20 protein-coding genes and 3 pseudogenes are annotated in these 21,592 nt (G+C 55.2%); 11 read left to right on the top strand and 12 right to left on the bottom strand.

Annotation, left to right across the window (positions count from 1 at the left end; all coding sequences use genetic code 11):
- The first annotated feature begins 26 nt into the window (after positions 1-26).
- From ACFQS4_RS05455 to ACFQS4_RS05440, 4 genes and pseudogenes are all read left to right on the top strand, one after another.
- Complete coding sequence (locus ACFQS4_RS05455) at positions 27-224, top strand: hypothetical protein (protein ID WP_497902652.1); 198 nt, start codon at positions 27-29, stop codon at positions 222-224.
- Positions 225-416: 192 nt separating this feature from the next.
- Positions 417-647 (top strand): annotated as a pseudogene (locus ACFQS4_RS05450) (DNA-binding protein); the annotation flags it as partial.
- A 199-nt stretch (positions 648-846) separates the two neighbouring features.
- The gene (locus ACFQS4_RS05445; protein WP_497902651.1) at positions 847-1,536 is read left to right on the top strand and encodes a nucleotidyltransferase domain-containing protein; all 690 of its coding nucleotides are present in this window, start codon (positions 847-849) and stop codon (positions 1,534-1,536) included.
- The gene (locus tag ACFQS4_RS05440) at positions 1,529-2,023 is read left to right on the top strand and encodes a DUF8154 family protein (RefSeq protein ID WP_497902650.1); all 495 of its coding nucleotides are present in this window, start codon (positions 1,529-1,531) and stop codon (positions 2,021-2,023) included. Before ACFQS4_RS05445 ends, ACFQS4_RS05440 begins: the two co-directional genes overlap by 8 nt.
- Before the next feature lie 410 nt (positions 2,024-2,433).
- Here ACFQS4_RS05440 and ACFQS4_RS05435 read toward each other — a convergent pair.
- Both ACFQS4_RS05435 and ACFQS4_RS05430 read right to left on the bottom strand, forming a co-directional pair.
- Positions 2,434-3,637 (bottom strand): annotated as a pseudogene (locus ACFQS4_RS05435) (RNA-guided endonuclease InsQ/TnpB family protein).
- Between the two features lie 3 nt (positions 3,638-3,640).
- On the bottom strand, positions 3,641-3,790 hold the full coding sequence (locus ACFQS4_RS05430; RefSeq protein ID WP_253438152.1) for a DUF2080 family transposase-associated protein: 150 nt from the start codon (positions 3,788-3,790) through the stop codon (positions 3,641-3,643).
- A gap of 708 nt (positions 3,791-4,498) precedes the next feature.
- Between ACFQS4_RS05430 and ACFQS4_RS05425 the strand changes: the two genes are divergently transcribed.
- Positions 4,499-5,341 carry a DNA-binding protein gene (locus tag ACFQS4_RS05425; RefSeq protein ID WP_497902649.1) on the top strand — a complete coding sequence of 281 codons (843 nt, stop codon included), beginning with the start codon at positions 4,499-4,501 and terminating at the stop codon, positions 5,339-5,341.
- Positions 5,342-5,573: 232 nt separating this feature from the next.
- Here the strand turns inward: ACFQS4_RS05425 and ACFQS4_RS05420 are convergent, their stop codons facing one another.
- Both ACFQS4_RS05420 and pdhA read right to left on the bottom strand, forming a co-directional pair.
- Positions 5,574-6,542: an alpha-ketoacid dehydrogenase subunit beta gene (locus tag ACFQS4_RS05420; protein WP_497902648.1), complete on the bottom strand. Its 969-nt coding sequence runs from the start codon at positions 6,540-6,542 to the stop codon at positions 5,574-5,576.
- On the bottom strand, positions 6,535-7,620 hold the full coding sequence (pdhA, locus tag ACFQS4_RS05415; RefSeq protein ID WP_497902647.1) for a pyruvate dehydrogenase (acetyl-transferring) E1 component subunit alpha: 1,086 nt from the start codon (positions 7,618-7,620) through the stop codon (positions 6,535-6,537). Before pdhA ends, ACFQS4_RS05420 begins: the two co-directional genes overlap by 8 nt.
- A gap of 548 nt (positions 7,621-8,168) precedes the next feature.
- Between pdhA and ACFQS4_RS05410 the strand changes: the two genes are divergently transcribed.
- The 3 genes from ACFQS4_RS05410 to ACFQS4_RS05400 all read left to right on the top strand — a co-directional run bounded on the left by ACFQS4_RS05410 (position 8,169) and on the right by ACFQS4_RS05400 (position 11,153).
- Entirely contained in the window at positions 8,169-8,951 is a 783-nt protein-coding gene (locus tag ACFQS4_RS05410; protein ID WP_497902646.1) for a hypothetical protein, read from the top strand.
- On the top strand, positions 8,899-9,690 hold the full coding sequence (locus ACFQS4_RS05405) for a DUF4386 domain-containing protein (protein ID WP_497902645.1): 792 nt from the start codon (positions 8,899-8,901) through the stop codon (positions 9,688-9,690). Before ACFQS4_RS05410 ends, ACFQS4_RS05405 begins: the two co-directional genes overlap by 53 nt.
- Positions 9,691-10,091: 401 nt before the next feature.
- Positions 10,092-11,153 carry a glutamate-cysteine ligase family protein gene (locus ACFQS4_RS05400; protein ID WP_497902644.1) on the top strand — a complete coding sequence of 354 codons (1,062 nt, stop codon included), beginning with the start codon at positions 10,092-10,094 and terminating at the stop codon, positions 11,151-11,153.
- A 147-nt stretch (positions 11,154-11,300) separates the two neighbouring features.
- Here ACFQS4_RS05400 and ACFQS4_RS05395 read toward each other — a convergent pair.
- The 3 genes and pseudogenes from ACFQS4_RS05395 to ACFQS4_RS05385 form a co-directional block, all read right to left on the bottom strand.
- A pseudogene (locus ACFQS4_RS05395) lies at positions 11,301-11,381 on the bottom strand (mechanosensitive ion channel family protein); the annotation flags it as partial.
- 524 nt (positions 11,382-11,905) lie between these two features.
- Positions 11,906-12,217 carry a carboxypeptidase regulatory-like domain-containing protein gene (locus tag ACFQS4_RS05390; RefSeq protein ID WP_497902643.1) on the bottom strand — a complete coding sequence of 104 codons (312 nt, stop codon included), beginning with the start codon at positions 12,215-12,217 and terminating at the stop codon, positions 11,906-11,908.
- Between the two features lie 106 nt (positions 12,218-12,323).
- Positions 12,324-14,117: a ribosome biogenesis/translation initiation ATPase RLI gene (locus tag ACFQS4_RS05385; protein WP_500192395.1), complete on the bottom strand. Its 1,794-nt coding sequence runs from the start codon at positions 14,115-14,117 to the stop codon at positions 12,324-12,326.
- 847 nt (positions 14,118-14,964) lie between these two features.
- On the opposite strand from ACFQS4_RS05385, the gene ACFQS4_RS05380 reads away from it, so the two are divergent.
- The gene (locus ACFQS4_RS05380) at positions 14,965-15,372 is read left to right on the top strand and encodes a DUF7548 family protein (RefSeq protein WP_497902642.1); all 408 of its coding nucleotides are present in this window, start codon (positions 14,965-14,967) and stop codon (positions 15,370-15,372) included.
- A gap of 90 nt (positions 15,373-15,462) precedes the next feature.
- On the opposite strand, the gene ACFQS4_RS05375 is transcribed toward ACFQS4_RS05380, so the two are convergent.
- The 3 genes from ACFQS4_RS05375 to ACFQS4_RS05365 all read right to left on the bottom strand — a co-directional run bounded on the left by ACFQS4_RS05375 (position 15,463) and on the right by ACFQS4_RS05365 (position 17,152).
- Entirely contained in the window at positions 15,463-15,852 is a 390-nt protein-coding gene (locus ACFQS4_RS05375; protein ID WP_497902641.1) for a DUF7970 domain-containing protein, read from the bottom strand.
- A gap of 263 nt (positions 15,853-16,115) precedes the next feature.
- Positions 16,116-16,640 carry a DUF1643 domain-containing protein gene (locus ACFQS4_RS05370; RefSeq protein ID WP_497902640.1) on the bottom strand — a complete coding sequence of 175 codons (525 nt, stop codon included), beginning with the start codon at positions 16,638-16,640 and terminating at the stop codon, positions 16,116-16,118.
- The gene (locus ACFQS4_RS05365; RefSeq protein ID WP_497902639.1) at positions 16,637-17,152 is read right to left on the bottom strand and encodes a hypothetical protein; all 516 of its coding nucleotides are present in this window, start codon (positions 17,150-17,152) and stop codon (positions 16,637-16,639) included. Before ACFQS4_RS05365 ends, ACFQS4_RS05370 begins: the two co-directional genes overlap by 4 nt.
- Before the next feature lie 811 nt (positions 17,153-17,963).
- Here ACFQS4_RS05365 and ACFQS4_RS05360 point away from each other — a divergent pair.
- A complete protein-coding gene (locus tag ACFQS4_RS05360; protein WP_497902638.1) occupies positions 17,964-18,173 on the top strand; it encodes a hypothetical protein in 210 nt (69 codons plus the stop codon).
- Positions 18,174-18,436: 263 nt separating this feature from the next.
- Here the strand turns inward: ACFQS4_RS05360 and ACFQS4_RS05355 are convergent, their stop codons facing one another.
- Together ACFQS4_RS05355 and ACFQS4_RS05350 are read right to left on the bottom strand one after the other, a co-directional pair.
- Positions 18,437-19,606, bottom strand: a complete 1,170-nt coding sequence (locus ACFQS4_RS05355; protein ID WP_497902637.1) for an RNA-guided endonuclease TnpB family protein — start codon at positions 19,604-19,606, stop codon at positions 18,437-18,439.
- Positions 19,607-19,932: 326 nt separating this feature from the next.
- Complete coding sequence (locus ACFQS4_RS05350) at positions 19,933-20,223, bottom strand: hypothetical protein (protein ID WP_497903152.1); 291 nt, start codon at positions 20,221-20,223, stop codon at positions 19,933-19,935.
- A 132-nt stretch (positions 20,224-20,355) separates the two neighbouring features.
- Here ACFQS4_RS05350 and ACFQS4_RS05345 point away from each other — a divergent pair, with 132 nt between their 5' ends.
- The gene (locus tag ACFQS4_RS05345) at positions 20,356-21,318 is read left to right on the top strand and encodes a transcription initiation factor IIB (RefSeq protein WP_497902636.1); all 963 of its coding nucleotides are present in this window, start codon (positions 20,356-20,358) and stop codon (positions 21,316-21,318) included.
- The last annotated feature ends 274 nt before the right edge of the window (positions 21,319-21,592 follow it).

Raw genomic sequence — 21,592 nt, 5'->3', positions numbered from 1 at the left:
GCGATAGATAGACAACAAAATTACAGATGATCTTCGAATCCATTATCATTTTGCATGGCGGTTCTGTCGTTGAGGTTACACTGCTTGAATACTTACTCCGCGTTGTTCTCTACCTGTTTGCCTTCGGTGGTATTGCTGCCTTCGTTGTCTGGGGACTCGAAACTGCCAGCGCCATCCGCTCCAGAACTGTGAAAAAACGGCGGCAGGGAGAGAGGGGGTTATGATTACATCCCACTTTCGCCTGTAAGAGGACAACTTGCCGAAGTCGCCGGCCTCGAGTCGATCAAGCGGATCGGATAAACCCTCACGGACACCATCACTGCCGACGAATTATCCGTCCACCCGCTAACGGACATCTATGGACGGTACCGAGCTCCGGGCGGAACACTCGTCGTCGAACATAAGCTGAACCAGCCATCGGGAACCAGATTGACATCCGGGTTCTCGAGAGCAAAGACATGTTCGAGACGGTGATGGATACGAAAGAAGAGATACAACACGAGACAGGGACGATCGTGCCGATTGGAAACCTCGAGTCGATTAGAAAGGGCGAGGTTAGTATGGAGGCCAAGAACTAGTACAATGGACGGTGTTCGATCGCGCTGATCCGGTGGTCGGAAATCAGATTCCCAGAGCGCGAATCCTAGTGGGAGTAGCCCAATGAACTCTCTTTTTAGCTGTGCCCGATCACCCGCTACCCACCGCCCCGCCCACCTCCACGTTCGGGCTGCTGACGGCCAACGGCCGTTTCACTGCCGGGCTTTCACAGTAACTTCGTTCACCACAGCACCCAGCGCTTAATCTGCTAGAACAAGTTATTTATATCTCGTTGCACAATATCATACAGTGTCTGAAATCACGGGTCAAGATATGGCGGTGTGTATCGATGTCAATCCTGCCGATGATATCGATATCTTCCGAATTGCTGCAGCTGACGATATCCTTCGTCTGTTGGCTGATGCGCACGAGACAGAGTTTACTATAGCTGAACTCGTCAACGCGACCGATGTTACTCGATCCACAGTGTGGAGAGCTATTGATTTACTCGATGGAATTGGTGCAGTCCATGTTCGTGAAACACCCCAGCGAAATTACGTAGCTATCAATCCTCGGCGATTACAAAAAGATGATCCGCTATTAGCTATCGAACAGACGGAGTTCCACGCCCCGATACGCGCATTTATTGAACAGACTCATGGGGCTATGACTGACGCCGACAGCGTAGATGATCTTCTCGGAATCGTCGTCTTCGGAAGCGTTGCTCGTGGCGAAGCCGACAGACAGAGTGATATCGATCTGTTCGTCGTCGTCGATGGTGATCGAACGACCGCACGCCGTTTCGTAACTGACGTCGTCAGTGATCTAAGTGACCGCCGTTTTGATGGAGACCGGTTTGACTTCGAGCCATACGTCGAATCTAAAGAGAGTGCACAGCGTGCCGGATCGAAACTGCGAGAAATTTTCCAAGAAGGAATCACGGTGTATGGCGATGACCGGATCCAGGCAGTGCGTAAGGCGGTGTTCGCCGATGAGTAGTACGCGGATCGATCAACTGATCGACGATGTGCAAGCAGCATTCGACCGCCAGCCAACCGAGATTGAACTCGGCCTCGATGTCGAAGACGCTGCACTCCTCCAACTTCGAAAAGCATGCCGACTGCTAGCCGGTGCAGAGACGCTCCGAGAAGAGGGGTATTACACTCTCGTCATTGAGGCGTCCTTTGTTGCAATCGAACGGACTGTGGAGTTTCGGCTCTTGGAACGAGGGACGATGCAACCTGTGGACTTGCCCGGAACGCATTCTGGTGTGTATCGGGAAGCGGCTTCCGTCGGGGTCTTCTCTGAAGCGACTGCCGAAAATCTTGCAGACCTCTGGCGTGATCATCGAGCAAAAACGTATTATCAGGATGGGCTGGCTGGGGCGAATCGTGCTGAACAAATGTTCCTACTTGCAACTGAGATCCACGCGTTTGTTGTTGGACGCTCATCGCAGGGCTATGAGTGTCTCTGTGCCTCGAGATGACTATCAAGGTGAAGAATGAGTGCTGAGTTGTTCTGAGGAGACTCGAGTGTACACTACCGTGAAAGCCTCCTAGCGTGTTCGAGTCCCGCGACTGGTGAGACACATGCGTCTCGCTGGCCTTCGCTCGTATCACTTGCGAAGATCTCTCTGCGGTCCTCACGAAGTTGCGGTGCTTGCGTCGACGGGGATCCCCGAGCGCGCCAGCCCCTTTCGGACCCACCCGTGTGGACCAATCAGCTGGCTGCTAGGGTGGTTGTTCCCTCCTCGAATAACGGCACGTCCCGCTCGCCGCTTCTGACCGTCGCTCACTCCCGCTCTTCGGTTGCCGTATTAAGTGCGCTTTCGGTCTTCGCTCGCTCAGACGCGAAACCGGCGTGAACTACCCCCATAAACGTTCACGATCGAACCGTTCACTCTGTGAGGGTGGGGCTTCCTGTTTCCACGACACGCTTTGCAGACACAGAAGTATCAACAGGGAGCGCAGTCTCCACAGGCGTTAATTCGGAGTGAACCACTCCTACGTCTTCGAGGCCACGGGAAAGGATGTTCCATGCTGCATTCGCGTCTCTATCCGATTCAAACCCACACGCCGGACACGAGTGTTCACGAACCCACAACGGTTTGTCCGTCTTGATACCGCAGGACGCGCACTCCTTCGTCGTATTCTTCGGATCAACAGCGACGAAATGCGTTCCCTCGCGCTCGCACTTGTATTCGAGCATTCGTAGGAACGTTCCCCACGCCGCCCCCACTCGGTCCCGAGAGTTGCCGGGGAGTTCGACCAACCCTTTCGCGTCCAAATCCTCGACCGCCACGAGGTCATACTCTTGGGCGTAGTAGTTCGACAACTTGTGGAGGAAGTCTCGACGCTTCCGTTTCAGGTCAGCATGGCGCCGGGCGACGACCTCTCGCTGTTTCTCCCAATTCGCAGACCCGTGTTCTTTCCGTGAGAGGTTGCGTTGGGCGCAGTCGAGTCGGTCACGTTCTTCACTCAAGTCAGGACTTTCAATAGCGTATCCCTTGGTATCGTGTGCGTACTTGAGAATCCCTACGTCGATGCCAACGACCTCCTCGGTCGTCTCAGGTTTCTCGGGAGGATCTTTCTCCACGTCGATGCCGAACGTGGCGTACCACTCACCCGTGGTCTCGCTTGACCGTGACCTGTTTGATGGTCGCGTCCTCGGGGATGTCTCGGTGGAGGTGAATCGGAATCTCACCAATCTTGCTCAACCACAAGATGGGCCGACCACTCGTATTCTTGAGTTTGAAGCCGGACTGGTTGTAGGTGAGCGACCGATACTCCCGAGGCGGTTTCCACTTGAGCATCCCCACGGAACGCCCGTTCTCCTTCTGTGCTTTGAGCGTGGAGAGGTTGTCGTAGACGCGCTTGACGACCATCTGGAGGACTTTCGAGTGAACGTTGTTCAGGTCGTCCCACCACGTTTTGAGGTCGGGGAGTTGCCCTTGCACCTCGTAGCGGGATGGGATATCGTCTGCGTCGTTGAGTAGGTAGAGAACGTTGTTGTACAGTTGTCTACAAGTATCGACGTGATACAGAAGCTCCTCTTGGAGGGGTTCTGGCGGGTCAATTCGATACTTGTAGTTGTACTGCATTGACTATTCGTCTGAGTTAGGTTTGGAGACGCGGACGACTTTCACGTCGGCTCCGCGCCAGCGTTTGGGAACGATGACGTGAGCGCTATTGCCCGACGGTTTTGCCGTGCCATCGAGGACTTCCTCGCCTTCGATTTCAAACCTATCCATCACCATTGTATAGACTATGGATAGACATAAAGGTAGCGGTAGACCTCTGAAGTGGGTATCGTGGGTGTTTGAGAATGTGCGCCGTTGACGAGACGCTCTGCGTCTCGCTCGCACACCAGAAATTTCCAATTTCTGGGGGCGCTGTATCCCTCCCTACTGCGCTACTCTGCCGTATCACTCCCTGCATTGGTCCTTGAGGAAGGGGGACTTAGCAACTAAGTTCAGAAACTCGTGTGTCGCTGTATTCCCCCTTCTTGTGCTACTCGGTCACTTCGTATTCTATGTTGCTCTTAAAGAAGGGGCTTAGCACCTGAATCAGGTTACACACTTGACCTGACGGCGCGCACCGCTCGTCGCTTCCACCCTCCGCATCGCTCGCGACCGACCATTCCGGGCTGCCTGCCTGCAGTAGCGGGCGGGCTGCCGGGCTAAAGTGGATGTGCCCTCGACGCCAGCAGGTATCCCCGTCGGTTGCGCCCCTTGCGGGCCGAACACGAGCGGGCATATCCCGCTGGACGCTCGCTCCGGTTGAAGCGCCGCGCGCTACTGGTTAGGTCTGACATCAGGGCGTCTCGCTCGCGCCCCAGGGGGCGCGTGCGAAGGCGCGAGCGAGACGCGTGTGATGAAAAGTTGAACGACGAAGAGAGCCAGGGCTGGAGAGTCGTGGTGTCGAAAAAGACGCTGAGTGAGCGCCTTTGGACTTAGAATCCAATGTCTACTAAGAAGTCGGTTAGTAAGGTCGTTTCGGTCGATGAACAGGCGTACGAACAGGAGGCGGTTCAAGAAGGAGCGGACGTCGTCGATGAGACTCCGGAATTTCGGCCAACGATCGAGATGGAGATACAGGCGAAGGTGGATTCGAACCATCCGGAAGGAATCGTCGACACCAGCGACGATCGGATCTACGGCGTCACCCTGGCCCAGGAAGAGCGCATTCGAGCGAGAGAGGAAGAACTCGAGCGAATCAGCGTACAGGCGGCGTTCGGTCGACAGGAGGGGAGAGCGGAGCGAACGAGAGCGGTGGTCGAAGCAGCACGTCGTGAGCGAGTGGTCAAAGAAGTCGACCCTCGAGAGAAACTCGAACGTGGAGAACTGGGACAGATCAATCAGCAGGCACAGCGGTTGGCAGAGGACGTCCAAGGTGGGTACACGCGAGCGGTCATCGGAAAGCGGATTGCCAGTCGAGTTCTCGAGGGCAAAGACATGTTCGAGGCGGTGATGGACACCAAAGAAGAGATACAACACGAGGCAGGGACGATTGTACCGATTGGAGACCTCGAGTCGATCAGGCGAGGCGAGGTCAGTGTGGAAGGCCGTGTGCTGGAACTGTGGGATGCCTCAAGTCCCGCGATTCAACAGGTTGGATTGCTCGAAGACGAGACGGGTCGAACGAAGTTCACGATCTGGACGAAGAGCACTCAGACGATGGTTCGAGAAGGCGAACGGGTGCGGTTCAGGGCGGCGGCGAAGAACTGGTACAATGGACGGTGTTCGATCGCGCTGACTCACTGGTCGGAAATCAGATTCCCAGAGCGCGAGTCCTGGTGGGAGTAGCCCAACGAGTTCTCTTTTTTATTGGTGCCCGATCACCCACTACCCACCGCCCCACCCGCCTCCACGTTCCGGGCTGCTCACGGCCAACGGCCGTTTCGCTGCCGGGCTTTCGCCAAAGGAATCCAGTGATGAGAACTCTATCAGACAAACGATGAAGCCACAGGTATCGTGAGTGGAATAAAGGAGACAACGAACCCTTTTCGCTGTACTCTCGATGAATTCTTGCGCATTTCTACCCGAACTCGAGAGCCCGGCTTATCCCGTTTCTGATGCGGTCCTCATCGGGCAGGTAGTTGTCCTCGCGGGCGAACAGCGGCACAGGCACGTCGTAACCGGTCACTCGTTCGACCGGCGCCTCGAGGTAAAGAAACGCCTCCTCGTTGATGCGAGCCGTGATCTCTCCGCCCATTCCGGCCGTCTTAGGCGCCTCGTGAACGACGACGCAGCGGCCAGTCTTCTTCACGGACTCGACGATAGTCTGCGTGTCCAGCGGGTAAAGCGTCCGTGGGTCGATCACCTCAACGCTTGCTTCGACGTCGTTGACGGCGTCAAGCGTCTTGCGGAGCATCGAACCCCACGCAACCACCGTAACGTCGTCGCCGAACTCGACGACGCGGGCCTCACCGAGCGGGATTTTGTGTTGGTCAGGCACCTCCTCACGAAACGAGCGGTACAGCCGCGTCGGTTCCATAAATATGACCGGATCGGGGTCGCGAATAGCGGACGTGAGCAGGCCCTTCGTCTCGGCCGGGGAAGACGGGAAGACGACCTGCAGGCCGGGGAGGTGGGAAAAGCCGGCCTCGTAACTCTCCGAGTGAAGTTCCAATGCACGGATCCCGCCACCGTAGGGCATTCGGATTGTCATGGGACAGGTTATTGTCCCCCGACTTCGGCTTCGTATACGCGCAACGTGCTGTGCTAGCTGGTGAAATCCCTGATAGAGGAAACTCTGGAACTGGATCTCTGCGACCGGCTTCATTCCAGTGGCTGCGAGTCCAACGCCTGTGCCGATAATCCCCGCCTCTGCGACCGGTGTGTCGAACACCCGATCCGGATAGTCGTCGATCAAACCCTGAGTCGCCCTGAATACCCCACCAACCCGACCAACGTCCTCCCCGTAGACGACGACGCTATCGTCGCGGGCTAACTCCGCATCCAGGGTATCACGAACAGCCTCGACCATTCGAAGGCGTTCAGTCATCCGTATCACCCCCGATACCTTCCTCGAAGGCATCGAACTGTTGTTCGAGTTCAGACGGCATGTCATCGTACACAAAGCGGAACATATCCGCCGGGTCGATTGCCTGACGATCCTCGTTTGCCTGGTCGATCGCGTCAGCGAGTTCGGACTCGATTCGTTCGTCGATCGTATCCTCCGTTTCCTCATCCAGAATCTCTCGATTTTCGAGGAACACCTGGAACCGCAGGATGGGATCACGAAGCTCCCACTCCGCTTCCTCCTCGTGGCCGCGGTAGGCTGTAGGGTCATCGGAGGTCGTGTGCATCGAGCGCCGGTACGTCAACGCCTCGATCAGGACCGGATTACCGTTCCGGGCTTTTTCGACCGCTTCCCTGGCGACACGGTAGACGCCCAGGACGTCATTGCCGTCGACTTGAATCCCCTCGATGCCTGCCGCAATTGCCTTTTGAGCCAGCGTCTTTGCTTTGGTTTGCTTCTCAACCCCCGTCGAGATGGCATACCGATTGTTCTGGCAGATAAAAACCGTCTGAGAGTCAGAGACGCCGGCGAAGTTGAACGCTTCGTAGACGTCACCTTCGCTGGTCGCCCCATCTCCGAAGTACGTAATGGCGACCGTGTCGCGGTCTTGCAATGCCTCCCCCCAGCCGATGCCAACGGCGTGCAGCGGCTGGCTCCCAACAGGAATGGCTGGCGGCAGGGCGCCCTTCCCGCCCGGTATTTCGGCACCCTCCTCCATCCCCATTGCGTACTGGAGGATCTGTTCGGGCCCGGTTCCATGCGTCAGTAGCGCAGCTTGCTCGCGGAACGATGGGACGAGCCAATCGTCATCTGCCAGGGCGTATGCGCTCCCGACCTGTGCCGCCTCTTGTCCGATCGCCGGTGCGTATGTCCCGAGTTCACCCCGGCGTTGCAACGCAATTCCGCGCTCGTCGAGTCTGCGCGACCGTTTCATCTGTTCATACAAGTCGAGCAACTGATCGTCGGTCAACTCGGGCACCAATTCATCGTCAACTGTTTCATCCTCTGCGAGGACCTGTACAGATCGGACAGTAAACTGAGCAACGTCTTCCTGGGGCATACCGAAGGCATGCGCTCGAGCGAGTTAATGCGCGGCCCAGTGTACGACGGCATCTAACGGTGAATGCGCTATCGTGACGTACTCCCATGACTAACGTCGTGGGCTTCTCGAGGTTCCTACGTTACTCCCGTCGATTCGGATGGGTGGGAATCTACGCTTCGTGGGCCAACGGGCCACTGGCAGCGCCACGCTACCGATACTCGTCCCCCGGAAGAGTTAGCGAGTTACCTGATTGGTTTGCGTCGGCTGGCGCGGTCCGATGACAGGATCATTACCGTCGGTTGAACCACCACTCCATGGGAGATTTGCGCTCTGAGTTCAGCAAACGCTAAATGAACTACCCAGTTCTTGTCAGAGACGACGTCACCGACTCAGAGGATAGGTTTAGCACTTCGTCATAAGCGCGAAACAGCCGTACTAAGAGTGGGGATGACGACCACTTTGGATATATTGAACACAGCGGCATCGACTATTATTCCATTGATAGTTAAGTCTATTTTTCTGAAGGTAGATTTATCATCTGTAGAGTTCAACCCTAATTCACCATTATGAAAAAATCAAATAACAAGATAGCAACTGCTCCATCTGAACGGTATTTCTCGAAAGTTGGATCCATCGCAGCAATAACAGGGCTCGTGGTCTATGGTGTGTCAGCATATTTGCACCCATGGACGCCACCGCATCACACTCAGGAAGCTTTCTCGGATTACGCAGCCGAATCGAGTTGGGCCCTCTACCACTTGGGGGAGTTCCTCGGGATTCTGTTAATGGGTGCTGCCCTCCTCGCCCTGACCTGGCGGCTGCGCAGAGGGGTCGCTGGCGTATGGGCAGTCCTCGCTGGAGCGGCGATGGTGATATGTGCGGGCGTGTACGCCATCTTCGCCGCAGTCGACGGCGTGGCCCTCGGAATTCTGGTCGATCGATGGGCAGCGGCCGGGCCGGACCAGCAGGAACTGCTCTACGAGTCAGCCTTCGCCGTTCGGCAGATCGAAGGTGGTCTTTTCAGCCTTCAGTGGTTCATGTTCGGTATTGCGGCGGGGCTCTTTGCTGGGGCGTTTTTTGCCAACGTCGAATCGCCAGTTCGACTGGATTGGTTTAGTGGGATGGGTGGGCTAAGCATCCTCGCTAGCATCGGAGCACTCTCCTTCGCAATCGTCCAGGCCCATGGTTACACAGATCTGTCGATGACCTTCCAGACAGGGTTGATACCGGGCGTAATATGGATCATCGCCGTCGGTGCATTCCTCCATCGGAACCCGGTCCACAATGACACACTCGATGAAGACATCCCTCAAACGGACGACCAACGGCGTCATGAACTCGCCGACTGAAGCCATCGAAACAACATTAAAAATGAATTCATACAAGTGGAACGCGAGAATGGTAGGCGTGCTAATAATACTTGGATATCTTACCTATGGCATACCGCAGGGGACTCACATATTACCTCTCACCACTGCAGCAGATCCCTTGGCCGCAATTTCTGGGAATCCGATGCAATTGACCATCGGGGCGCTCATCATGGCGATCAATTCTGCGGCCGTCGTGGGCATCAGTTTGTTCGTCTACCCAGTCATAAAGCAATACAATGAAACGATAGCTGTTGGTTACGTCGTGACCAGAATTTTCGAGTCGATCGTTATGGTTGGAGGTATCATCAGTCTACTACTGCTCATTCCATTGAGTCAGGAATATATGCAAGCGAGTGGCGCTGCTGCTACCTCGCTACACGCAGTAGGCACGTTGGTTGTGCAAGGAGATTTTTTCGCCTATCGTATTGCGATGATAGGGCTTAGCATCGGTAGCCTACCGTTCTGCTATTTATTGTATCAGACAAAGCTAGTCCCAAATTTTATTTCGATCCTAGGTCTGGTCGGCTACCCTGCGTTACTGGTATTAATGGTAGTCGAGATTATCAGTGCTGGTACCGGGCCGATCCTCTATCTACTCTACATTCCCGGCGCAATGTTTGAAATTGGTCTTGCACTATGGTTGATCGCTCGAGGATTCAATTCAGCCGCCGTTATTTCTCGGGACTCGGCACCGAAGGTCACCGGGGTTTCGAAGTAACATGGATAACGTGAACCGCCTCGGGGTCAAGCCCCGAGGCACTCTGCCTGTTTTCCTGTAGATATACTTCAAAAATGCCATTAGAAATAGGCAGTGTTTCTGTCCTCAATGAACCTAAATCCCGTCTTTCGGAATTCGGTGCCGGACAAATCGCCAAACAGTGCGCTCCTCTTCGGATCATCGACAATCGGACACTCTAGCTCACTGCCGTCGATTACCTGGTGAAATAACATTATTCCTCCCGGTCGGCCATATTAGGACGACCATCCTCCCAGATATAACGCCGTTCGAAGAGGGGGGGGGAAACTCGCTTACCATTCCGACTTTATAAAATACCGAACTTCGATTTGACAATACTGGTCGGTGAGATGTTTATCCCCGTGTGGGCCCTAGAATCAGGAATGACTATCGGACTTGAAATGGAATTTTGGGTCGTCGACGAGTACGGACACCTCTGTGACGGTCACGACCTCACCGAGGTACACGACAATGCCCTTCCCGAATTCGTTGAATCGCTCATCGAAGTTCGGACACCGCCAGGGGACTCAGTTGCTACCATCGCGGACAGTCTCCGGGATGTCCTCGAGCGCCTCCTCGAAGAAGCAGCCGAAACAGACCGAAGGCTCGTTCCACTGGGAACGCCGCTCAGTGAGAATCCATCAGGAATCCCCTCGGAACGAGGGGAGATCCTCGAACAGATTTATGGAGACGGCATGGAAGTCGCGAAAAACTGCGCGGGCACCCACATTCACTTCGAGAAAGGGAACGTAGCCCGGCAGTTGAACCTCTTGACGGCGCTCGACCCGGCGCTGGCTCTCACCTGTTCGTCACCCTATTACAAGAGCGAACGACTGGCGTGTTCCTCTCGCGCCTATGCCTACCGGTACAAGGCGGGCTACAACTTCGGCAAGTTCCGGGTGCTATGGGAGTATACCGACGATGTGGCCGAGTGGGAATCACGACTCCAACAGGTCTACGACGAACTACGAGCAATGGCGCTCAAGCGCGACGTCACTCCGGAGCAGTTCAGCGAGTTGTTCGACCGTGAAAATGTCGTGATGACACCGGTCAGACTCCGCGATAAGACCCCGACCGTCGAGTGGCGGTCGCCCGACACGGCACTCCCGTCCCAGATCCTGCGACTGCTTGCGGATCTGGACCCACTCATCCGGCTGACCGATGACTTACCGGTTGAAGTCGGTGACCCAGGGATCGATTCCGACCGAATTGGAATCCCGGAGTATGCCAACCTTCAGCACCTCAGTGATTCAGCGATCGAACGAGGATTGAACTCGACGTCAGTCTGGAAGTATCTAGAACTGATGAACTTCGATACGACCCGGTATCATCCGATTTCCGACCAGATCTACGCTGATGAGATGATCTCGGATGAACGTGCTCGTCGAGTCCGCCTCGAGTACGCGAACCTCCTCGAACGGGACGTGCGCGGACTCGGGAGTTAGTCTCTCCCCCGTGGAACTCATCTTTTTGCTTCCTGCTGGCGCCGCCAGAATGTGAACGCGGTCACTGCGAAGAAGGACTGAGCGGTCAGTCGTCGTCGGTCGATCGGCCGCCGGAGCGTTCTCGCTCGGCACGACGTTGTTCGTCTAGTCCATCCAGTTCTCGATGTTTTCAGCGACGTAGTCCTTGCCGCCCCAGCCGAACGCGGCGCCAACACCGATGGCGTTCGCGTTTCTCCTTACCTACCTGTACGATTAGTTACCCTCGAAATACAGGTTTCAGCACGTGGATCGGTAGCAAAAACGGCCACCTGGGGGAGTGGCCGGGTTATGATGGTGCGACTCGTCCGCTTCGATGCCTAACGGTCTGTATCCTCTGGCATGGGAGGGTATCAGACCGGGCTGACCTCCACCGATGAGTGACAAGGCTGTTGGCCCGTCGTATTCATGCACCGCTCGCTCACAGGGTTACGCTCTCGGTTTCAGTACGTAGAAGCAGTTCCAGCCACGGAGACGGCGTTCGCCACACGTCGAACACTCGAACACAGAGTCGTGGTTGCCGTTGCGCATCGGTTCCGATTTTCCGAGATACTTCATCGTCGGGCCACAGACCCGCCACCGATTTCGAAGCCGGCTTGAGTGATGGGGCTGGCTCACCGGAATCAACCCTCTGCGTATACGAGTTGCACCCGCCCGTGGTCTCGAGAACCCTACCAGATCGGTGAACGTCTCGAACGTTCGGTTCTCGGTCCGCTTCACGTGGCTGGGGCTGCGACGCGGTCGGTGAGCGGCGACGCGCCGGGAAGGACTCGGACGAGCGCCGTCAAAGGTTCGTACGCGAACCGTTCGTCGGGTGACTTAACGACGAGGAGTTTCCAGAATCCGGGAGCGGCAAGTTCGATTCGACAGCGTCCCGTGTCGTCAGTCCGTCCCAAGATCCGGCGACTGGTTCTGATGGTGACACCCTCGACGGGCCTTTTCCAGTGATCGCGAACACGGACAGTGACGGGTTCGCCCACCAAGATCTCGTCCGGCGTTTCGAGAGTGATCGGGAGAACGGGGTGCATACCATACAGTGACATGGTTGAGTTCAAATAGCTTCGCTCGTCCATTGAGGGGGGGTATGGTGCAGCGTCTCTCGCGCTACACGTAGCCGATCCTCTCTTGACGGCATTACGAGGCATAATAGTCGTCCAAATTCTTCTGTTCTCGATCTTTCTGGCTGCCAGGCTTGTTTGCACGCGGTCGCCCAGTGTTTGGATCCTTCCGAAATGTCACATCGACGGTCTTGAGAAATCGATTAATCCCCTGACGGACAGATTGGGGTGATCGACCGATGCCGTTTGCCCCAGGGTTGCCTTCAAACACCATTGCCCGATCGGAGAGATAATCCAGCAGCAGGAGGTCGTGCTCGATAACGAGACAGGGTGAACCGGTCTGATCGATGAACTGACGGAGCGTCGCAGCAAATGACATCCGCTGTTCCGCATCGAGGTACGCTGATGGTTCGTCTAACAAGTATATCTCCGCGTCTCTGGCGAGCGCGAGTGCAATGCTAATGCGCTGTAGTTCGCCGCCGGAGAGGTCGTCGACCCCCCGTTTGAACAGTGACTCGAGATCGAACGGCTTCTGAATCCTCGTTTCGAACTCCTGATCGTAAATATCGACATGATTGACAAAGAGGTCTCGGACCGTGCCGCCAACGGGCGGGTCAAGGTACTGCGGTTTGTACGAGATTGTCGCGTTCGTCTCTAGTTCTCCGGTATCCGGTTCGAGGACGCCCGCTAACAGCCTCGCGAACGTACTCTTTCCGAGGCCATTACGGCCGAAAATTCCGAGGATCTCTCCCTCGAAGATAGTACCCGATTCCACTTCAAGCGTAAATGAGTCGAACTCCTTTCGGAGGGTCGGAAACTCGAGGAACGGCGCGCCGTCGATGTCACGTCGGTCGGATCGTCTGAGGAAGTCAATAGCAGTTTCTCGAATGCGGACGTTTTCACCTCGTAAGTGCCCATCCAGAAACTGATTGATCCCTCGTCGAGCGGAGAGCGGTCGCGAGACAACACCGAACCCGCCGGGGTCCCCGTAAAAGACGTGAATGTTGTCGGCTACGACATCGAGTGTGATGAGATCATGGTCGACGACGAGGACCTGCTTTCCTCTTGCAAGCTCCTTGAGTGCTCGTGCGACAGTCACCCGCAGGCCGGCGTCGAGGTATGACGAGGGTTCGTCGATCAGATAGCTGTCCACGTTGGCGACGAGCGTCGCTGCAATCGCGACTCGCTGGAGTTCGCCGCCTGAGAGGTCATCGAGATCCCGATCAACGATCTCCTCGAGGTCCAACCGTTCGATAGCCTCGTTGCGGATAGATCGTTCGTCACGCTCCTTGAGGAGGTCTCGAACGGTCCCATCGTAGCGCTCGGGGATTCGATCGACTCGCTGTGGTTTATATACAGACTGGACGGCGCCGTCCCGAAGCTTCTCGAGGTAATTCTGGACTGCAGTCCCGCGGAACTCACGGACGATATCGTCCCAGTCTGGCTCGTCGTCAGCGTTCCCTAAGTTCGGTTTTAACAAACCACTGAGGATCCGGAGCGCGGTCGATTTCCCGCCCCCGTTTGGGCCTAGGATACCGACGACTCGGTCTTCGATCGGGGCTGGCAATTCGTAGAGCCGGAACCCGTTTTCACCGTATTGATGGACCAGTTCGCCGCGTTCGGCGGGCAGGCGAACAATCTTGATTGCGTCGTTCGGAATCTTGTTTGCGACAATTTTGTGTTCCTCAATCACTTTCTCGTCGTCGATGTGGAGTTCGCCATCCTTTGTGACGTGAAATCCGTCGCGCCCCATCCGATTCAAGGGGTCGTATTTCAAGGCGATATTTCGAACCTCGTCGGTGACCTGCCCTTGATCGATGATCGCGGCGTACTCGTCCTTTTGTGCTGTCCGCGAGTGGGCGTCACCCATAGACTAAGTAATGGACTCAGCCTCAAATGGATTTCACCAGCAGATTCCTCTCACCAGTTGATGTACGTCGCCTATATTACCATCACAATTGTGATGTTTCGCCAATCATATTTTCAGCAAATCAGATGCTCGAAATGCCTTATTGCTGAACGTCAGGGGTGAGCGTGGAGCACGAATCGAGTACTGAATTGATGCATATGTTCTTCAACTGCGTGTTCTATAATCTAACCAATGACTCTGGAATTGACGAATTATAATCCGGTGGTCCCTATATCGCCAATTATCGGTTTCAGTCTCACCGTAATAACTACACTTACGTCAGCGATTGCTATCGCCTTCTTCTCAGTATTATTTATCTCCTGAGAATAATTACTGACGGTTGATATCTTCCGTATATTGATCTCTATGCTATCGTCGAAACTGCAGAGGAGAACTACCTAGTTGAACGGTGAAGTCTAATCCAGTAGTTGTAACGGAGACGGGGTATACCGTCTGAAATAAGGTGCGAATAGTATTCCTCGCTCAAAGCCTATTTTTAGTATGGGAGACGTAGCAGTCTCGCTGGGAGATGGGGCAGACCTTGATCTCGCTATCGTCGATGTCGCCATGTTTAATGGTATCAATAGACGCCAATGAGTCCGTTGCCTGACCAGAAAGGAGAGAAGAGCATATGTAAGTCGAATATATCTACACGTAGCTTTCGTCCTGCAACTACCTCTCAATTTACCAGGTAGCGTCTTCAAGCCGATACTATTTATCGATTCATTCTGCTTGTGTTTTATTTCGTACTGACGTCCCGAAATAGGCAAGGTGCGTTTCTTTTGCAATTGGGCTTGTTTCAGAGTACATGAGTTCTCGGGGGCCGTGCTTAGTTGGATTGGTCGCTTGTCTGGGTCTCGGCGGCGGTATCCTACTTCCTTACGTGATTATTGATGAGCTTGCTGCTGCGACATATTACGAGTTCGCTCCTGTGAGAATGGAAACGGTAGGGTTGCTCGCTGCGCTCATGATCGTAGTTTTGTCCGGACATCTTCTCGGTGTCGTTTCCTCGCCGACGATTGCCGGCGCGCTGAGCATTGCCGGCGTAGCCATGGTTGTCAATACGGCGATCTGGGCATGGACAGTGCCTCCCAGCCTTGTTATGCAGTTTCCAGTAGATGAAAGCTTCACGTATCATCGAGGAGCGCTTGTTATCTTAGCGACAAGCGTTTTGCTAACTGGATTCTGGTTCGTCGAGCAAAGTCTTAGTCGCTAACTGCGCCTAAACTGCTTCCAGAATTCCCTGCAGGTTGTCCTGTGGGTGCATCGCCGGGCTTGTCCGTTCAATGAGGTTTTAAGAGTTGGATTAGATGTTTGCGCCCCACTCACGGAGGATAGATTCGGTATCGTCGAGATTCTGCATCCCGATAAGGTAGATCATTTCGCGCACGTCGAGTTTGTAGAGGTCATCACCGATCCGGTCCTCGAGTGCGCGTCTGGCCATCTTCTCTTGCTGTATTGAATAGAAACAGCCCGCCTCGGGCCGGAAGAAGTCCAAGTCAGCCTCCATTTTCCAAGTCCTGATCTGTTGGTTCAGCCTTTCTATCAGGAATGTCGATCGATAGAGGCTAGATCGGAGTTCTGAGGCCCGCTCGTGATCGATAATCTCGCTGTCCTCGAGGTTGCTGATTATGCCATCGATCGTTTCACAAAGGCACTCCGGGTTATCAATTCGGGCATTAGGGCCATCAGACATACAGTATCGTCACCATCGAACGACTTCAACAACTGGGGTTATCTGATCCGTTTCAGAATAGGAGGAGACCATGCTAGCTCAATGTGGTGTACAGGTAAATGATAGGAACGAACCTACAGCGGCCAGGGGTCGAGCGTGGGCGGTTTTGCGCCTCCGGACGTCGTTTCGTGACGTCAGCCGTGGCCGGTGATCCGTGCTCGAACCGACGCGCCGATTACCACAGTGAGTCGTGAACTCGTGTCGACGTGAGCGAGCTGTGGCTGTTAGTCGTCTACCTGGTCTCCTAATTCGGACGCGCTCCATAGCTCTGGTTCGGCGTCTGCTGGCTGATACAACGGATGCACCGGATGGCCGTTCTTCGTCGTGTCGAGCGCATGGAGGTTGCCCTCAAGGAGCCTGGCGACCTCGCTGGCCCGCCCCTGGAGCGAGCCGTTCGCGCCCCACGCGGCGACGACCGTCTCGACCTCCTCGCAAACGGCCTGAAGATGATCGTCGTTCTCCGGGCCAACGGGATCAGCGTGCTCTCGAAGGGCGGCGGGGTCGGGACTTCGAAGTGCGAACAGGTTCACGACGGCGAGTGAGCCGTAGTCCCACTCTTTCGCGAAGCCGAGACAGCGCCGAATCGTCGGGTCGTCCTCGGTCGCGTCGGCCGTACTCGGGTTGAGCATGAGAAACGCCAGCGTCGGCTTCGAGGTGTCCCACGTCCGCCACAGTCTGTATCGGTAGACACTGTCGTCGCTGAAAACCGCGCCATTGCGGTCGTCTCGGAGGATCGGTGAGTCGCTCACTGTGAATCACCGTCCGTTTCCTCAGACACGAGATGAGGATCGGTCTCGAGTGAGAGCGGCGTCAAGATCTTCATGACGTGCTCGATAACGTCCGCCGGGATCGCGTCGTGATCGACACACCACTCCGATCCCATTCCGTAACTGAATGCGAACTCGGCGATGACGTCACTGTCCCGATCGAGTACCTCGAAGCGTCGGCCGTAGGCTTGGAAACAGATACCATAGGCGTATATTGTCCCGCGCTCTCCCGTGTGACCGATACTCGAGTCCTTGATGTGTGCCGGGCCGATCTCGGGAACCAGCTGGCAACAGGCTTCCACGCGGCGTTTACGTTCGGCCGCCGTGAGGACCTGTTTGCCTTTGCAGTCGCCACAGAGTTCGGCCGGTAGATGGTTGGTGTCGCCGGCGATCGGGCCGTCGAGGAGTAGCGACGGGAGGTCGACTCCGTACCACTTGCAGTAGCCCGGGTTGTCGACCTCGAGCCGGGTGCCCTCTCGAGGTGTGGCGGCCATCGGTCGTCACCTCCTGAACGATCAGTGCCCATGTAGAGTGATCGGTGAGTTCTGCCAGAACCTACCGGAGTAGAGTTACAGAGAGTCGAGGAGAAAGCCCACGACTTTAGTCGTGGGATGAATCCGACAACCCGCGACACCAACCACGAGAATTAAGCAGGCAGACAGCTTACGTTTGAGTAAGCTGGACTCGTGGCGAAAACTGGAGTTGGATCGGGGTCTCCATCAACAAAAAGCAACCCTGCGCTGCGAACGGCTTGCTCTCCCGATAGGGAGTAAGGGCGATGGCACGTCCCGTGCGGTGTAAGCAGATACCCAAGCACACCACGCCTCAGCTGAGGCCTGACGCATACGCGCACAAACCAGAGTACCACCATCCCGGTGGGAATATCGCTTCCGGGGACACAGGAACGGCCTGCTGTCCCACGGAAGGAATCCCACGACTTCAGTCGTGGATGAATGTCAACACGCGAGTGTTGTCTTCGCGCTACCGCAGCGTGGGCAATGTGTAAACTCGTACGTATTGTACTTGTTCTCGCTATCGTCGGAGAATTTCTGCTCACACGAGTGGCAATAGTAGTCGAGCATGAGCCTTCACAGAGAGTAGGTGACGGCTCATCTTGTCGTTCACTACCGTTCGAGGACTGCTCATTCATCGTGACCACGCTCCATTACCGTATTCCGACAGCAAGGTAGTTCTCTCTGCCCGGACCCACATAGTATTATAAGGAATTCAAATGGTCTGGCTAGCTTACCCCTATATAGCTAATTCAGGCTGCCTGTTTATCGCTGTCAGAAGCAAAAGCGTGGTATGAGTGAGTTTTCCGATCGGCTTTTGATACTCCTGATGGCATCGGTCACCCTCGGAAGCGTCCTCATAGGATGGGTCGGTGGATTCCTCCTACCGCAGGTTACTGGCTGGGGACAAAACGTCGGAATGGCTATTCTATTCGTCGTTTTCGTAGTCGCTTTGATCGGGGTCTGGTTCGAATTAAAGAGTATCGATACAGAACGTGGCTGATCCACGTCGGCGTTCGGTTACCGGTTGAAATGTGGCCAGTTTTCTTGGGCGACCAGCTCTGTTGCACCGCAGCATCCACATTTTGCAGGTGCATCGTACTGGTGACCGTTATCAGTTTGTTCGGAGACCGTACCGGCGTGTATTACCTGACACTGCGTGCAAACGTATTTTTCAGGGAGTTCTGGAGTGTGTGCCATGTATCTAGATACCGCTGTCAACAAGTTGTGAAGTACCACGGGTCGGGTGACCCGTGGCGTCTGTGTCTAATCCACCGTGGACCCAACAGTCTTTAATTCCTCTCGCGCTTGGCGGTTGCCTCGCGCCGACGTTCCGTGTCGGTGAACACCCGAAGCAAAAACTGCTCCGTGAGAGTCGGCCTCTTCACACAGGCCCGATGCCGCCCGTCTCACCTTCCGCACGCGCGGAAGGGTTTCGAGAGACGGCACATTTTCATCCTGTTCGTCAAACCATTCTTGCGCCACACAAACTGCTGCCTTTCTATCCGCATGGTCTTGGAACCCGCATTCGTTGCACTTGAATCGCTTCTTGTGCCGATTCGCTCGCTCTGTGTGCAAACACTTCGTCCGTGGACACCGCTGGCTCGTGTACTCGGGGTCAACTTCATCCGAAGGAATGGCTTCCCAAGCGGCTTTGTACGTCATCATATCACGAAGTGCGGCGAACGGAAGGCTGTGCAAGCGCCGGTTCACTCGCGTGCCATAGTCAATGGAGTCTCGCATGTCTTTGAGGTCTTCAAAGACGAGTACTGGATTCGTGAATTGTGAAACCCATCGAGTCACGTCACGCGATACTTTGTGGAGGTGGTCGTGAACGAAGTCGCGTTCTTCCGTCCGAACCACGGTTTCGAACACAGTCTGCCCAACCTTCTGCATCCGCTTACGCTTCGTGAAGTATTCGTGGCGAAGACGCTTGATGTCTGGATACTCAATAACGAGTGAATCGAGCACGTCTCCGTCTCGGGTCATCGCGGTGAGTCCAACGCAGTCTTCGTTGATGTCTACGCCAACCACTGTGGCAGCCTCTTCAGGCGCCCGAACCGTGCGCTGTTTGTGCGTGACGGTGACGTGGAGTCGCCACTCGTTGTGTTTCTGAACGAGTTCTGCAACTCCCACCCGCCACGTATCCGAGGAAAGTGCCTTCTTCACACGGTCGAGGTGATCGGGACTACCGCGAAGCGCGCCCTTGACGTAGTTGTATGGCTTATAACTGACACGGAATCGTACGTTTCCTGAGTCGTCCACGGTGAGTGCGTATCCTTCGTCGTGGTTCATTCGCATTGGATACGGCTCGTGAATGTAGGGAAACGGTCGGCCCCAGCCATTGTCTTTGTGGTCGAAGTACGTTTCAATCTCCGTGAGTGCTTTCTGCACGAGGAGCTGCGTGGTGTTTTTGACGTGGGTGGCGGTGTCCACTACCGTGTCGTGGATGTCGTCCCAGTCCCAGCCTTCACGGTCGAGACGGTTGACCTCGTTTCTGATTCATCGTGCTTCGAGACAGCCCTCTAGCAAGTTGTCAGAACTACCTTCGTGGATGGTTAATCCAAAGGAGAGCGTCTGGGTTAGTTCTGCATCTTGCATTATCAGTTACTTGTCTTATGTACTAGTAAATGTATGGGTTGGGGGCTGTCGGCATTCACCCACGGGTCGGGTGACCCGTGGTACTCTGCCTTGCAGTCTATAGAAGGCCAATCACCCTCATTTTCTGTGTGAACTGCCTCGGAGTCAAGACCCGAGGCGATTTACAGTTCCTCGAAGTCGGCTTCCAGGTGATCGCCAGACACCCACGTGGTGTCACGATCCTTTGCGAGCTGGGCAAACTCCCAGACAGACATCCCTGCACGTTGGGCGGCTTTCGTGAACGTGATCTCATCAGCGGCGAGCCGTTCGAGTGCTTGCTCTCGACGCCACTTCTCGAGCCCCTCCGAGAAGAGTTTTCGCACTGCGGTGCTCCGATCCAGACGTTCTTCCTCGAGATATGCTTCGAGATCCGCTTCGAGATCATCCGGAATCCGCGTCGATATCGTCCCCATGACGTATGCTTTGTTTGCAGTGTATACTGGCGTTTCGCTCATTCCGGTTGCCTCGGTTCCATCGCTCGAGACGGTTTATGTCCCCGTAAGGGGTGACGGGGCAAACAGATTGTTGCCTCGTCGGAGTTAGTGATGGCTACAACCAGGACCTTCAGCAGTCGCTTCGACCGAGAGTTAGAAAGAGAAACGCAGCCAAAGACGTCGTGTCCAGAGTGCGGTAGCGAACTCGTCACAGCGAACCGAGAAACCTACTGTAGAACGTGTGGTCTGATCGTCGACGAAGATGTACTCGATCACAGTGCAGAATGGATCGCTACAGTTGAAAACCCAGATCGGCGTCGGACGGGAGCTCCCCTAACTGCAGGCCGTCACGATCGAGGACTGTCGACAGAAATTGGCTGGCATAGTGACGGCCAGGGAAACACACTGTCTGGACGGAAACGTCGCCACTTCAATCGCCTTCGCTACCATCACCGGCGGAGTCAGTGGCGATCAAAGCGCGAACAGAATCTCGCATATGGACTCGGAGAAGTGCGTCGACTCATGAGTGCTCTCGAGTTTCCGATGTCACTCGTTGAGCAGGCATGTACACTCTTTCGCCGTGCCCAGAGTCACGATCTCTGTCGAGGCCGATCCCTTGATTCAATCGCGACAGCGAGCGTGTACGCAGTCTGTCGATGCAACGGTCTCGGACGAACGCTTGAGGAGATCCGATACGTAGCGACGTGCCCACGAGCACAGATCGAGCGTGCATACACAATTCTGAATGTCACACTCGAGTTGCCAACGGTGGTTCCACGTCCACAGAACGTTCTCCCGCGACTCTCGAGTAAACTTGAGCTGCCTGATGAGGTTCGGTATCAAGCACTGAGGATTGCGACGATCGCCGACAACGCTGCGGTTACGGTCGGGCGTCAACCCCAGGGACTCGCTGCAGCCTGTGTGTACGAAGCAGGTGAAGAACTCGGGTACCCGATCACCCAACGAGAGATCGCAGACGTGGCAAACACATCCACAGCGACGATCCGAACCCACCGAAACGCACTTCTCGAGGTCCTTAATGCTCAAAAGGGTAAAAGGTCATACTCCAGATAATGATTACTACGATAATGACGTAAACGACCACAGGTCAGGTAACCCGTGGAACTCCCGTTGTATTCTTTGATTTTCATTCGCGGGAAATAACTCTTGTAACAGGCTATCAGTGAAAGATTCGAGGTCGTATCCGACGATTTAGTGACACATTGAAGAACGTGAAGCGAAGCTCATAGTAAACACGCCTTGGCGTGTAAGAATCGCTCTTCTTCGAGTAGCTGTTTTTGTGTGCCCCACAGGGGGTGCAGGGCATCAAACTGTGTCCTGCGTGAAA

Origin of the sequence: Saliphagus sp. GCM10025317, assembly GCF_042663665.1 — an archaeon.
GTDB lineage: Archaea > Halobacteriota > Halobacteria > Halobacteriales > Natrialbaceae > Natronosalvus.
This window is presented reverse-complemented; position numbering and strand designations above follow the sequence as displayed.

Bases quoted from the DNA above. Each gene is read 5' to 3' on its own strand.
- ACFQS4_RS05455 (WP_497902652.1), top strand. From the start codon at position 27: ATGATCTTCGAATCCATTATCATTTTGCATGGCGGTTCTGTCGTTGAG.
- ACFQS4_RS05440 (WP_497902650.1), top strand. From the start codon at position 1,529: ATGAGTAGTACGCGGATCGATCAACTGATCGACGATGTGCAAGCAGCA.
- ACFQS4_RS05425 (WP_497902649.1), top strand. From the start codon at position 4,499: ATGTCTACTAAGAAGTCGGTTAGTAAGGTCGTTTCGGTCGATGAACAG.
- ACFQS4_RS05420 (WP_497902648.1), bottom strand. From the start codon at position 6,542: ATGACTGAACGCCTTCGAATGGTCGAGGCTGTTCGTGATACCCTGGAT.
- pdhA (WP_497902647.1), bottom strand. From the start codon at position 7,620: ATGCCCCAGGAAGACGTTGCTCAGTTTACTGTCCGATCTGTACAGGTC.
- ACFQS4_RS05410 (WP_497902646.1), top strand. From the start codon at position 8,169: ATGAAAAAATCAAATAACAAGATAGCAACTGCTCCATCTGAACGGTAT.
- ACFQS4_RS05405 (WP_497902645.1), top strand. From the start codon at position 8,899: ATGAAGACATCCCTCAAACGGACGACCAACGGCGTCATGAACTCGCCG.
- ACFQS4_RS05400 (WP_497902644.1), top strand. From the start codon at position 10,092: ATGACTATCGGACTTGAAATGGAATTTTGGGTCGTCGACGAGTACGGA.
- ACFQS4_RS05390 (WP_497902643.1), bottom strand. From the start codon at position 12,217: ATGCACCCCGTTCTCCCGATCACTCTCGAAACGCCGGACGAGATCTTG.
- ACFQS4_RS05385 (WP_500192395.1), bottom strand. From the start codon at position 14,117: ATGGGTGACGCCCACTCGCGGACAGCACAAAAGGACGAGTACGCCGCG.
- ACFQS4_RS05380 (WP_497902642.1), top strand. From the start codon at position 14,965: ATGAGTTCTCGGGGGCCGTGCTTAGTTGGATTGGTCGCTTGTCTGGGT.
- ACFQS4_RS05375 (WP_497902641.1), bottom strand. From the start codon at position 15,852: ATGTCTGATGGCCCTAATGCCCGAATTGATAACCCGGAGTGCCTTTGT.
- ACFQS4_RS05365 (WP_497902639.1), bottom strand. From the start codon at position 17,152: ATGGCCGCCACACCTCGAGAGGGCACCCGGCTCGAGGTCGACAACCCG.
- ACFQS4_RS05360 (WP_497902638.1), top strand. From the start codon at position 17,964: ATGAGTGAGTTTTCCGATCGGCTTTTGATACTCCTGATGGCATCGGTC.
- ACFQS4_RS05350 (WP_497903152.1), bottom strand. From the start codon at position 20,223: ATGGGGACGATATCGACGCGGATTCCGGATGATCTCGAAGCGGATCTC.
- ACFQS4_RS05345 (WP_497902636.1), top strand. From the start codon at position 20,356: ATGGCTACAACCAGGACCTTCAGCAGTCGCTTCGACCGAGAGTTAGAA.